General features: G+C 58.0%; 8 protein-coding genes and 1 other RNA gene. 6 read left to right on the top strand and 3 right to left on the bottom strand.

Features of this window, described 5'->3' with window-relative positions; genetic code table 11:
* Nucleotides 1–149: 149 nt before the first annotated feature.
* Both ydiK and rprA read left to right on the top strand, forming a co-directional pair.
* Nucleotides 150–1,265 carry an AI-2E family transporter YdiK gene (gene ydiK, locus AC2TE5_RS09380; RefSeq protein ID WP_029739766.1) on the top strand — a complete coding sequence of 372 codons (1,116 nt, stop codon included), beginning with the start codon at nt 150–152 and terminating at the stop codon, nt 1,263–1,265.
* Between the two features lie 208 nt (nt 1,266–1,473).
* Nucleotides 1,474–1,581: antisense sRNA RprA (rprA, locus tag AC2TE5_RS09375), an RNA gene on the top strand.
* 5 nt (nt 1,582–1,586) lie between these two features.
* Here rprA and AC2TE5_RS09370 read toward each other — a convergent pair.
* From AC2TE5_RS09370 to ppsA, 3 genes are all read right to left on the bottom strand, one after another.
* The gene (locus AC2TE5_RS09370; protein ID WP_484613090.1) at nt 1,587–3,962 is read right to left on the bottom strand and encodes a glycoside hydrolase family 3 N-terminal domain-containing protein; all 2,376 of its coding nucleotides are present in this window, start codon (nt 3,960–3,962) and stop codon (nt 1,587–1,589) included.
* A gap of 3 nt (nt 3,963–3,965) precedes the next feature.
* A complete protein-coding gene (locus AC2TE5_RS09365) occupies nt 3,966–5,366 on the bottom strand; it encodes an MFS transporter (RefSeq protein ID WP_484613089.1) in 1,401 nt (466 codons plus the stop codon).
* A 233-nt stretch (nt 5,367–5,599) separates the two neighbouring features.
* The gene (gene ppsA / locus AC2TE5_RS09360) at nt 5,600–7,978 is read right to left on the bottom strand and encodes a phosphoenolpyruvate synthase (RefSeq protein WP_193939896.1); all 2,379 of its coding nucleotides are present in this window, start codon (nt 7,976–7,978) and stop codon (nt 5,600–5,602) included.
* Nucleotides 7,979–8,313: 335 nt separating this feature from the next.
* Between ppsA and ppsR the strand changes: the two genes are divergently transcribed.
* From ppsR to AC2TE5_RS09340, 4 genes are all read left to right on the top strand, one after another.
* Nucleotides 8,314–9,147, top strand: a complete 834-nt coding sequence (gene ppsR / locus AC2TE5_RS09355; RefSeq protein ID WP_063142920.1) for a posphoenolpyruvate synthetase regulatory kinase/phosphorylase PpsR — start codon at nt 8,314–8,316, stop codon at nt 9,145–9,147.
* Between the two features lie 152 nt (nt 9,148–9,299).
* Complete coding sequence (gene aroH, locus AC2TE5_RS09350) at nt 9,300–10,346, top strand: 3-deoxy-7-phosphoheptulonate synthase AroH (RefSeq protein WP_213328518.1); 1,047 nt, start codon at nt 9,300–9,302, stop codon at nt 10,344–10,346.
* A 209-nt stretch (nt 10,347–10,555) separates the two neighbouring features.
* Nucleotides 10,556–10,738, top strand: a complete 183-nt coding sequence (gene hemP, locus AC2TE5_RS09345; protein ID WP_032638304.1) for a hemin uptake protein HemP — start codon at nt 10,556–10,558, stop codon at nt 10,736–10,738.
* Nucleotides 10,739–10,816: 78 nt separating this feature from the next.
* Nucleotides 10,817–12,799: a TonB-dependent hemoglobin/transferrin/lactoferrin family receptor gene (locus AC2TE5_RS09340; RefSeq protein WP_484613088.1), complete on the top strand. Its 1,983-nt coding sequence runs from the start codon at nt 10,817–10,819 to the stop codon at nt 12,797–12,799.
* Nucleotides 12,800–12,822 lie beyond the last annotated feature (23 nt).

Genomic DNA, 12,822 nt, shown 5'->3' with positions numbered 1-12,822 from the left:
AAGTTTTATCACATTTTTTTCTTATAATCTCTGCTGAATTACAGGCAAAATCCGCCTGTCAAAAACCGCTGAGATCATTAATGATTAAAGAGACGCGGTTTTCCGTTCCCGCCAGTGGTACTGGCGTTCTTTTAAGGAAAGTTTCATTTATGGTCAATCTTCGCCAGCCCAGGGATGTTGCGCAAATTTTGTTGTCGGTGCTGTTTCTGGCCCTCATGATTATTGCGTGTCTGTGGATTGTTCAACCCTTTATTCTCGGCTTTGCGTGGGCTGCGACCGTTGTCGTCGCCACGTGGCCTTTGCTGCTGCGCTTGCAGAAGCTGCTGTTTGGCCGCCGCGGGTTAGCCGTGCTGGTCATGACGCTCCTGCTGTTCCTGCTGTTTATTATTCCTATTGCCCTGCTGGTGAATAGCCTGGTGGACTCCAGTGGCCCCGTTATTCGCGCCATTAGCAGCGGCGACCTGACGCTGCCGGATCTCGCCTGGCTGAACAGCATTCCTGTTGTGGGCTCAAAACTCTACAGCGGCTGGCATAGCCTGCTGGAGATGGGCGGCAGCGCGCTGATGGCAAAAGTCCGCCCGTACATTGGCACCACCACCACCTGGTTTGTCGGTCAGGCGGCGCATATCGGCCGCTTTATGATGCACTGTACCCTGATGCTGCTCTTCAGCGCCCTGCTCTACTGGCGCGGTGAGCAGGTAGCTTTAGGCGTTCGTCACTTTGCCACCCGCCTGGCGGGCAAACGCGGTGACGCTGCGGTACTGCTGGCTGCGCAGGCCGTGCGCGCGGTTGCGCTGGGCGTGGTGGTCACCGCGCTGGTGCAGGCGGTGCTGGGCGGTATCGGTCTGGCGATTTCCGGCGTGCCGTACGCCACCGTGTTCACCGTTGTCATGCTGATGACCTGTCTTGCGCAACTGGGACCGCTGCTGGTGCTGGTACCCTGCATTATCTGGCTCTACTGGACGGGGGATACCACGTGGGGAACGGTGCTGCTGGTCTGGAGCTGCGTGGTCGGCACCATGGATAACGTCATTCGTCCGATCCTCATCCGCATGGGTGCAGACCTGCCGCTAATCCTGATCCTCTCCGGGGTGATTGGCGGTCTGATTGCCTTTGGCATGATTGGCCTGTTTATTGGCCCGGTGCTGCTCGCCGTCACCTGGCGTCTGTTCTCCGCCTGGGTGCATGAAATTCCGCCGCCGGGAACTGACCCGGACGTGATTTTGAGCGAACTGGAAGAGCTGGAAGAGAAGAACACGCATTAAGTTTTTTGCCGGGTGGCGCTAGCGCTTACCCGGCCTACATTCCCCCTCACAATACTTTAACGCTGCTAAAGTATTTATTCGCTACTCACTGGTCTGACCCGCCCTTTCAGCAGTAAGTCTGCTATTAACCTCAAGAAATCTTTACGTCTCTTAAACTATTGAGACGAATCCGATCGACGCTAAATAACACAATGCCTACTATTAGCACACGGTTATAAATCAACACCTTGGTTTATAAGCATGGAAATCCCCTGAGTGAAACAACGAATTGCTGTGTGTAGTCTTTGCCCATCTCCCACGATGGGCTTTTTTTTATCCTGACTATGCGCGCTTAACCTCACAGGCACTGAGCATCCGCCACTCCGCAGGCAGCACCCGCGTTTCCCCCGTCACATTGACCGTCACCGCCGCGCGGATATCCGCCGACGATGCGCCAACCTGTAGTTCAAACTCACCCGGCTCAACGATGCGTTTCCCGTCTCGACGGGTAAAGTTGAACATCTCAACCGGCAGCGTAAAGGCGAGCGTGGCGGTTTCGCCCGGCGAGAGCGTGACGCGCTGGAAGGCCTTCAGCTCCTGAAGCGGCCGCACCTGCGTGGCGACCTTATCCCTGACGTAAACCTGCACCACCTCGCTGCCGCTGCGCTCTCCGGTATTGGTGATATCCACACTCAGCGTCACCTCGCCGTCGGCCGGCACGCTGGATGCCGCCACTTTTGCCGCTCCCCAGCTAAACTGCGTCCAGCCGAGGCCGAAGCCAAACGGGTAACGCGAACCGAAATGGAACGCAAACGGCGTGCCGCCGCTTTTAAGCTTGTGATTGTAGTAATACGGCATTGCCCCGGCGCTTTTCGGCACGCTCACCACCAGACGCCCCTGCGGCTCGGCACGCCCCGTCAGTACGTCCGCAATCGCCCAGCCCCCTTCCTGGCCCGGCGCCCACGCCATCATCAGCGCCGCGACCTTGTCCTCCAGCCCCTGGAGGTTGTACGGACGCCCGCCGGTCATCACAACAATCACCGGCTTGCCCGTCGCCACCAGCGCATCCAGCAGCTGTTGCTGCACGCCCGGCAGGTTCAGGGAATCGGTATCGGAACCTTCCCCCACGGTGCCGCTCTGGAACAGCCCGGCGAGATCGCCCACGCAGGCGACCACCACGTCACTCTCCCTCGCGGCGTTTACCGCCTCGGGGATGAGTGCGGTGCTCAGTGAAACCGGCGACTGCTGCATCGGTTTGCCGCCGCTGTCGCCCGGGAAGACCGGCGTGCCCGCCATCCGTTTTTCGATAATGTGGCACCCTTTGGCATAGCGGACGTTCGATGCACCGAGATACTGCTCCAGCGCCGCGCGCGGGGTCGTGATCTGCGAGGTCTCTTCCACCATGTCGCTGATGATCAGGTGAACCGGGAAGCTGTAACCGCTGAGTAACGCCAGCGGATCGTCTGCCGTCGGCCCCACTACCGCCACGCGGGGTTTGCCGCCGAGCGGTAAAATGCCGTTGTTTTCCAGCAGCGTGACCGATTTTGTCGCCACCTCCCGCGCGGCCTGGCGGGTCATATCGTTTTGCAGATCGATACCGTTTTCATCCGCGTACGGCTGTTCAAACAGCCCCAGGCGGAATTTTTCGGTCAGCACGCGCGCCACGATCTCATCCACTTTCGCCATAGCGATCAGCCCGCGCTCTACCGCTTCCGCCAGATGCCGCGCGCAGTCGTCTTTCGGCAGCTCAACGTCCAGCCCGGCGTTGAACGCCAGCGCAGCAGATTCGGCCGCGTCGTGGGAAATCCCATGATGCTGGTGCAGCAGGCTGACGCCGCCGTAATCCGCCACAATAATCCCGTCGAATCCCCACTGTTCGCGCAGGACGGTGGTCAGCAGGAAGCTGTCGCTGTGCCCCGGCTGGTTATCGATATCGTGATAGGCGGGCATCACCGAACCGGCGTTTGCCAGCTTGACCGCCATTTCAAACGGCAGCAGGAAGGTGTCGTTCAGCTCGCTGAACCCCAGGTGCACCGGCGCATGGTTGCGCGCCCCTTCGCTGAACGAGTGGCCCACGTAATGTTTCAGGGTTGCCAGCAGGTCGCGTTTATCGCCCTGTAAGCCCTTCACGTAGGCGGTCGCCATCACGCCCACCAGCCAGGGATCTTCCCCGAAGGTCTCTTCGGTTCGCCCCCAGCGCACGTCGCGGGACACGTCCAGCACCGGCGCAAGCCCCTGCTGGCAGCCGACGGAGCGCGCCTCTTTGCCAATCTGCTCTGCCGCCCGCTGCACAAGCTCCGGATCCCAGGTCGAACCGTAGTTCAATGACGACGGGAACAGGGTGGCGTCTTTGCAGAGCAGCCCCACCAGACACTCTTCATGGAACAGCGCCGGGATGCCAAGGCGCGTCTCTTCCATCATCATCCGCTGCAGGCGGTTCGCGGCGCGCACGCCGGTTTTCGCGTCAACGATGTGGGTGCCCAGCGGACGCGTGATCTGCCCGACGCCCAGCTTCAGCCGTTCGCTAAGCGCAGCCTGCTCGCTCACGCCGGCGAATTCGTCGCTGAGGTCGCTGCGCTCGCGGTGGTTACCGTTTTCATCGAGGATCAGCCAGTACGCGTGCATCTGGGCGAACTTCTCTTCCGGGGTCATGCGCGCCAGTAAATCGGCGACGCGCTCGTGCACGGGACGTCCCGCGTCCTTATAGATAGCTGTCATGTTTTACTCCTGTAGTGCGGAAGGGGTTGCCGGGCTGAGCTGCCCCGCTTCGGGTCTGACTTCACGCTTGCTGGCCAGCTCCCGGGCGATGGAATCCACCAGCCGGCTGTTGAGCTTGTAGATGGCAAGAAGCGCGATCATGCAGAGGAACAGCGCGCATGGGATAAGGGTGAACAGCGCGCTGATGGTCGAGAGAACGTTCGGCGCCTGGGTTGCCTGTCCCGGGGCGTAATCCACCATGCCAAGCACCCAGCCGACCACCGCCCCGCCCAGCGCCAGGCCAAACTTGATGGCAAACAGCGCGGTGGAAAAGACCAGCCCGTCCAGGCGGCGGCCGCTGCGATGCTCCTCGTAGTCGACCACATCGGAGAACATGGTCCACTGCAGCGGCGTGGTGAGGTTTTGAATAAAGCTAAAGACGATGTTAAGGCCAAAGATGAGCCACACCTGTGAGGGCGGCAGGAAGAAAATCAGCGCGCCGAAAATCACGAAGGAAATAATGGTCCACTGATAGGCGCGCACGCGGTCAAATTTCCCCAGCAGCCGTTCAGATAATAATGCGCCGCTTAAGGAGGCCACCATGCCGGAAACAATAAAGGCAAAAACCAGATCCGGGCGCAACAGCACATAGTTTACGTAATACAGGGTAGCGGAACCGCGCGTCACCACCGCCGTTAACAGCAAAATATTAAACAGGAACACAATACGCCACTGGCTGTTCCCGGCCAGCAGTTTTAAATCGGTGAGCATGGAGCCGGAAGTATCATTGCGCGGAGAATAACGCTCGCGGGTCATCAGGAAACAGCAAAAAAACAGCACAATTCCCAGCAGCCCCATCAGGCTCATGGCATAGAAATAACCTTTCTGCACGTTGCCCTGGCCTAACAACGAGACCAGCGGCAGGGCGATAACCGTCACAATCAACCCGCCGATAAACGACAGGCCAAAGCGCCACGACTGCAGAGAGTGACGCTCGCGCGGGTCCAGCGTCAGCGCGCCGGGCATGGCGCAGTAAGGCACGTTAATCGCGGAGTAAATCAGGCTTAAAATCGCGTAGGTCACGCAGGCATAAACGATTTTCGCCGTCGGCCCAACGTCCGGCACATAGAAGGTAATCAGGCAGCTCACGCCAAACGGGATGGCGAACCACAGCAGCCAGGGACGGAAACGTCCGTGACGCGTCTGAGTGCGGTCGACCAGTGCGCCAATGCACGGGTCGACAAACGCATCGACCACGCGCACCACTAAAAACATGGTGCCCATAATCGCGGCGGGCAGCCCAAACACGTCTGTATAAAAATAAGCGAGAAATAACGTTGCCGTTTGCCAGACCAGCGCGCTGGCCATATCGCCTAAGCCATAGCCTATTTTATCTTTGGTACGCAATACAGAGGAGAGTGTCATTGTTATTTGCCTTTTTATCAGGTTAAAACGTATTTCAACCAGTTGCGCATCATCTGAAGGGAAATGCGCAGTAAGGCTCAAGTATTAGCAACGGTTTGCGCGCTAACAATTGTCTAAATTGACAGACAAATTATGATATTTGGTTTTTTGTTTTATTTGTGATGGGGAGCATATTTGGACGGAAATAAAAAAGGCGAGGAGATATCTCCTCGCCTTTATCCGTTTTTAAGCGGTTACTTATTCAGTTCCGCCAGGCTCAGCCAGGTTTGCACCACGGTGTCCGGGTTCAGGGACAGGCTATCAATCCCCTCTTCCATCAGCCATGCGGCAAAATCCTCATGGTCGGACGGACCCTGACCACAAATCCCGACGTATTTACCCTGCTTCTTCGCCGCGCGAATGGACATGGAGAGCAGCGCTTTCACCGCCTCGTTGCGCTCGTCGAACAGTTCGGAAACCACGCCGGAGTCGCGGTCCAGACCCAGTGTCAGCTGCGTCATGTCGTTCGAGCCGATAGAGAAGCCGTCGAAGTGCTCGAGGAACTGCTCGGCCAGCAGGGCGTTGGACGGGATTTCACACATCATGATGATCTTCAGCCCGTTCTCGCCGCGCTTCAGACCCTGACGCGCCAGCTCGTCCACCACGGCTTTCGCCTGATCCACGGTACGCACGAACGGGATCATGATTTCGACGTTGGTCAGCCCCATCTCGTTGCGCACGCGTTTCACCGCCTCACACTCCAGCGCGAAGCAGTCGCGGAAGCTGTCGGACACATAGCGTCCGGCCCCGCGGAAGCCCAGCATCGGGTTCTCTTCTTCCGGCTCGTAGCGCTCGCCGCCGACCAGGTTGGCGTATTCGTTAGACTTAAAGTCAGACAGACGCACGATCACGCGTTTCGGATAGAAGGCGGCGCCCAGCGTCGCGATCCCTTCGGTCAGACGGCCGACGTAGAACTCTTTCGGTGAGTCGTAGCCTTTCATCATCTCGCGGATTTCGTTCTGCAGCTTCGGATCCTGATCGTCAAACTCCAGCAGCGCGCGCGGGTGAACGCCGATCATACGGTTGATGATAAATTCCAGACGCGCCAGGCCAACGCCTTCGTTCGGCAGGCAGGCGAAGTCAAACGCGCGATCCGGGTTGCCGACGTTCATCATGATCTTCAGCGGCAGGTCCGGCATGGTATCTACGCTGGAGCTCTTCACGCTGAAGTCGAGAATATCGGCGTAGACGTAGCCGGTATCGCCTTCGGCACAGGAGACGGTCACGTTCTGCCCGTCCTTCATGCGCTCGGTGGCGTCGCCGCAGCCGACAACAGCAGGAATACCCAGCTCGCGGGCAATGATCGCCGCGTGACAGGTACGACCGCCGCGGTTAGTGACGATAGCCGCCGCTTTCTTCATGATCGGTTCCCAGTCCGGGTCGGTCATGTCGGTTACCAGCACGTCGCCTGGCTCAATACGGTTCATTTCGCTGATGTCGTGGATCACTTTGACCGGACCGGCACCGATACGGTGACCGATGGCACGGCCTTCCGCCACGATTTTGCCCTGTGCGTGCAGCGTATAACGCTCCATCACCTGACCGCGAGAGCGGACGGTTTCCGGACGCGCCTGAACGATAAACAGCTTGCCGGTGTTACCGTCTTTCGCCCATTCGATATCCATCGGACGGCCGTAGTGTTTTTCGATCTGCACCGCCTGCTTCGCCAGTTCCTGCACTTCGGCGTCGGTCAGGGAGAAGCGGTCGCGCTGCTCCTGCGGTACATCTTCAATTTTAACCTGCTTGCCATGCTCCTGGGTCGGGGCATAGATCATGCGGATTTTTTTCGAGCCCATGGTGCGGCGCACCACCGACGGACGGCCAGCGGCCAGCGTAGGCTTGTGGACGTAGAATTCGTCAGGGTTTACCGCGCCCTGCACCACCATCTCACCCAGACCCCACGCGGAGGTGATAAACACCACCTGGTCGAAGCCGGATTCGGTATCAATGGAGAACATCACGCCGGATGAGCCCACGTCCGAGCGCACCATGCGCTGCACGCCAGCGGAGAGCGCCACGCCGCGATGGTCGTAGCCCTGGTGCACGCGATAGGAGATGGCGCGGTCGTTGAACAGGGAAGCAAACACGTGCTTCACCGCCACCAGCACCGCATCGTAACCCTGGACGTTCAGGAAGGTTTCCTGCTGCCCGGCAAACGAGGCGTCCGGCATATCTTCTGCGGTTGCAGAGGAACGCACGGCAAAGGAGGCCTGCGCATCGTCAGCAGAGAGCTGGTTGTACGCGTCGTGAATGGCTTTTTCCAGTTCAGGCTGGAAAGGTGTGTCGATGATCCACTGGCGGATCTGCGCCCCGGCTTTGGCAAGCTCGGTAACGTCATCAATATCCGTTTTATCCAGCAGGTCGTAAATGCGCTGGTTAACACCGCTCTGGTCTAAAAACAGGTTAAAGGCATCGGCGGTGGTGGCAAACCCGTTCGGTACGGAAACACCCATACCCGACAGATTTGTAATCATTTCACCCAGGGAGGCATTTTTGCCCCCAACTCTGTCTACATCATTCATGCCGAGTTGGTTATACCAAAGCACCAGCGGTGACGAGCCATTGTTGGACATCGAAACAATCCTTTTGTGATATTTGATCGGAGTAAGTAACACCTGACTACGTATTTATACTGGCATATTTATTAGCGCTAAAAAAACGGTGAATCGTGTAAGCAATTTAAAATTTCAACTTTTCGGATACTTTCCCACCAGGCATTAACCCGATGATTCCTATATATTCAGCCAGAAACCCCAAAAATAAAGTCGCTATTTGAAAAATGAAATCCGCTTTTCAGGAAAATCAAAAACACCGTTTCATTTATAATTAAGACAAGTTCTTTGCTGTGTAATTTACTTTTTTAATTTATGCTTTCAGGCAATTAGGTCTGATATTCAGGGTGAATAAAATGGATAGTGCTGTCGATCGCCACGTTTTTTATATTTCTGATGGTACGGCGATCACCGCCGAGGTCCTGGGCCACGCGGTGATGTCGCAGTTTCCCGTTTCGATTAACAGCATCACGCTGCCGTTTGTCGAAAACGAAAGCCGCGCCAAAGCGGTGAAGGACCAGATTGACGCCATCTACCAGCAGACCGGCGTCCGCCCGCTGGTGTTCTACTCTATCGTGATCCCCGAGATTCGCGCCATCATTCTGCAAAGTGAAGGCTTCTGCCAGGATATCGTGCAGGCGCTGGTGGCTCCGCTCCAGAGCGAGCTTAAGCTCGACCCGACCCCTATCGCCCACCGTACCCACGGGCTTAACCCCGGCAACCTGATTAAGTACGACGCACGTATCGCCGCCATTGACTACACCCTTGCCCACGACGACGGTATCTCCCTGCGTAATCTCGACCAGGCGCAGGTGATCCTGCTTGGCGTGTCGCGCTGCGGCAAAACCCCAACCAGCCTCTATCTGGCGATGCAGTTTGGCATTCGCGCCGCAAACTACCCGTTTATCGCTGATGACATGGATAACCTGGTCCTGCCCGCCGCCCTTAAGCCGCTGCAGCACAAGCTGTTCGGCCTGACGATCAACCCGGAACGTCTTGCGGCCATCCGCGAAGAGCGCCGCGAGAACAGCCGCTACGCCTCCATGCGCCAGTGCCGGATGGAGGTTTCCGAAGTGGAAGCGCTGTACCGCAAAAACCAGATCCCGTGGCTGAACAGCACCAACTATTCGGTTGAAGAAATTGCCACCAAAATCCTCGACATCATGGGGCTTAATCGTCGCATGTACTAATATGCTAGTACATTAGCTCAGATTCAGGTATCATCATCTGCAACCACGGGGCGGTGTCGCCCCGAACTTGAAATCAGCAGGGATTGGTTTAAGGTGATGCCCATCACTTCCCGGTAGTCTGCCGATGAAGCAAAAATTTTCTGAGACATTCCATGAATAAAACCGATGAACTCCGCACTGCGCGCATTGACAGCCTGGTCACGCCGGCTGAACTGGCACAGCGGCACCCTGTTTCCGCCGCCGTCGCGGAACACGTGACGGCTTCCCGTCGCCGCATTGAAAAAATCCTGAATGGTGAAGACAAACGTCTTCTGGTGGTGATTGGGCCTTGCTCCATCCACGATCTGGATGCCGCGATGGATTATGCACAACGGCTTCAGGGACTGCGGGATAAGTACCAGCATCGCCTTGAGATCGTGATGCGTACCTACTTTGAAAAACCGCGCACCGTGGTGGGCTGGAAGGGACTGATTTCCGACCCTGACCTCAACGGCAGCTATCGCGTTAACCACGGTATCGAGCTGGCGAGGAAGCTGCTTTTACAGGTCAACGAGCTTGGCGTGCCGACGGCGACCGAGTTTCTCGATATGGTGACCGGGCAGTTTATCGCCGACCTGATCAGCTGGGGCGCGATTGGCGCGCGCACTACCGAAAGCCAGATCCACCGTGAGATGGCCTCCGCCCTCTCCTGTCCGGTCGGCTTTAAAAACGGGACCGATGGCAACACCCGTATCGCGGTGGATGCCATCCGCGCCGCCCGTGCCAGCCACATGTTCCTGTCGCCGGATAAGAGCGGTCACATGACCATCTACCAGACCAGCGGCAACCCTTACGGCCATATCATTATGCGCGGCGGGAAGAAACCCAATTACCATGCAGAAGATATTGCGGCGGCCTGTGAAACGCTGGCCGAGTTCGACCTGCCGGAACATCTGGTGGTGGATTTCAGCCACGGCAACTGCCAGAAGCAGCATCGCCGCCAGCTGGACGTCTGCGATGAGATCTGCCAGCAGATCCGCAGCGGTTCCACCGCCGTGGCAGGGATTATGGCAGAGAGCTTTATCAAGGAAGGCACGCAGAAAATCGTTGCCGGACAGCAGATGGTCTACGGCCAGTCGATCACCGACCCGTGCCTGAGCTGGGAAGACAGCGAACTGCTGCTGGAGAAGCTGGCTTCAGCCGTGGACACGCGCTTTTAAAATCCTGCCGGGTGGCGCTGCGCTTACCCGGCCTACGGTACGTGCCCTTCTCCCTCTCCCTGTGGGAGAGGGTCGGGGTGAGGGCATCAGACCGCACCTCACCCCCAAATTTGATCCCCTCACCCTTTTTTCACAAAAACGCTTGCCGTCAATTTGCAGTTTATTGATAATGATTATCATTGTTACATTGATTGCTATTTATAAACATTATGTCACGTACGGATAACAGCGCGGCAACGCCAGCAAAAACACACACAGCGCCAGCCCCCGCCGAGCGTCGGATTGACAGCAAAACCCTCCTCGGCGATGAGGGACGGGTCATTATCGAGCATGACGGACAGCGCTATCTTCTGCGCCAGACCCATGCCGGAAAACTGATCCTCACAAAATAAACAACACCTAAAAAATACGCCAGCCACCCAGGTGATACCCAGGCAGCCAGCGCTTTTCACTTCTTATGGAGAGTTGCTATGCCACACCTGCCTTCCGCATCTTTACGTCCGTCACTTCTGGCGCTGGCGATTGCCAGTACCCTGCCGGGCGTCGCGTTCGCCGCCACAGACGATATTACCGTCACCGCCACGGGCAACGCCCGCAGCGCCTTTGAAGCGCCCATGATGGTGAGCGTGATTGACGCCAGCGCGCCGGAGAAACAGACCGCCAGCTCGGCGGCCGACCTGCTGCGTAACGTCCCCGGTCTGACGCTGGACGGCACCGGGCGCACCAACGGGCAGGACGTGAACATGCGCGGCTATGACCGTCGCGGCGTGCTGGTGCTGGTTGACGGCGTGCGCCAGGGAACCGATACCGGCCACCTGAACAGCACCTTCCTCGACCCTGCGCTAATCAAACGTATCGAAGTGGTCCGCGGCCCGTCGGCCCTGCTGTACGGCAGCGGCGCGCTGGGCGGCGTGATCTCTTATGACACCGCCGATGCCAACGATCTGCTCGAACCGGGTAAAAACAGCGGCTACCGCGTGTTTGGAACGGGCGCGACGGGCGATCATAGCCTCGGGATGGGGGCCAGCGCCTACGGCCGCACCGATACGCTGGACGGTCTGGTCTCCTGGTCCAGCCGGGATCGCGGTGATATCCGCCAGAGCGACGGTGCAACCGCGCCTAACGACGAATCCATCAACAACATGCTGGCGAAAGGCAGCTGGAAAATCGACCCGGCCCAGACCCTGAGCGGCTCCCTGCGCTACTACAACAACGCCGCTCAGGAGCCGAAAAACCCGCAAACCACCGGGGCGGACAGCAGTAACCCGATGACCGACCGCTCCACCATCCAGCGCGATGCGCAGCTTGGCTACCACATTGCACCGGAAGGGTACGACTGGCTGGACGCCGACGCGAAGGTCTACTGGTCCGAAGCGCGCATTAACGCCCAGAACGTCGACGGCAGCGGTGAGTTTCGCAAGCAGACCACCAAAGGCGGCAAGGTGGAAAACCGCACCCGACTGTTCAGCGACACCTTTGCAGCACACCTTCTGACCTACGGCGGGGAGTACTATCGTCAGGAGCAGCATCCGGGCGGGGCAACCACCGGCTTCCCGGACGCGAAAATCGACTTCAGCTCCGGCTGGCTGCAGGATGAGATCACCCTGCGCGATCTGCCTGTTACCCTGCTGGGCGGCACGCGCTATGACAACTACCGCGGCAGCAGCGACGGCTACAACGATGTGGATGCCGACAAGTGGTCATCCCGCGCCGGGTTAACCGTCAGCCCAACCGACTGGCTGATGTTGTTTGGCTCTTACGCGCAGGCCTTCCGCGCGCCGACCATGGGCGAGATGTATAACGACGCCAAACACTTCTCCATTGGCCGCTTCTACACCAACTACTGGGTGCCAAACCCGAACCTGCGTCCGGAAACCAACGAAACGCAGGAGTTTGGTTTTGGCCTGCGCTTTGACGATCTGATGCTTGCCAACGATGCGCTGGAGTTTAAAGCCAGCTATTTCGATACCAAAGCCAAAGACTATATCTCCACCACCGTCGATTTTGCCGCCGCGACCACCATGTCGTACAACGTTCCGAACGCCAAAATCTGGGGTTGGGATATGATGGCAAAATACTCGGCCGACCTCTTCAGCCTCGACCTGGCCTATAACCGCACGCGCGGGAAAGACACCGATACGGGCGAGTACATCTCCAGCATTAACCCGGACACCGTCACCAGCAAGCTGGATATCCCGGTGGCGCAAAGCGGGTTCTCCGTCGGCTGGATCGGTACTTTTGTCGATCGCTCAACGCATATCAGCAGCAGCTACAGCAAGCAGCCGGGCTATGCGGTCAACGATTTCTACGTGAGCTACAAAGGCCAGGAACGTCTCAAAGGCGTGACCACCACGCTGGTGCTGGGCAACGCCTTCGACAAAGCCTACTGGTCACCTCAGGGCATTCCGCAGGACGGTCGTAACGGCAAGATTTTCGTAAGCTATCAGTGGTAATTCCCTTCGGGGCAACTATTCAG

This window comes from Enterobacter sp. N5-15, assembly GCF_057221635.1.
The sequence above is the reverse complement of the archived record's forward strand: the minus strand, read 5'-3'. Positions and strand labels throughout refer to the sequence as shown.

Coding starts and splice junctions, on each gene's coding strand:
- ydiK (WP_029739766.1), top strand. CDS start 150: ATGGTCAATCTTCGCCAGCCCAGGGATGTTGCGCAAATTTTGTTGTCG.
- AC2TE5_RS09370 (WP_484613090.1), bottom strand. CDS start 3,962: ATGACAGCTATCTATAAGGACGCGGGACGTCCCGTGCACGAGCGCGTC.
- AC2TE5_RS09365 (WP_484613089.1), bottom strand. CDS start 5,366: ATGACACTCTCCTCTGTATTGCGTACCAAAGATAAAATAGGCTATGGC.
- ppsA (WP_193939896.1), bottom strand. CDS start 7,978: ATGTCCAACAATGGCTCGTCACCGCTGGTGCTTTGGTATAACCAACTC.
- ppsR (WP_063142920.1), top strand. CDS start 8,314: ATGGATAGTGCTGTCGATCGCCACGTTTTTTATATTTCTGATGGTACG.
- aroH (WP_213328518.1), top strand. CDS start 9,300: ATGAATAAAACCGATGAACTCCGCACTGCGCGCATTGACAGCCTGGTC.
- hemP (WP_032638304.1), top strand. CDS start 10,556: ATGTCACGTACGGATAACAGCGCGGCAACGCCAGCAAAAACACACACA.
- AC2TE5_RS09340 (WP_484613088.1), top strand. CDS start 10,817: ATGCCACACCTGCCTTCCGCATCTTTACGTCCGTCACTTCTGGCGCTG.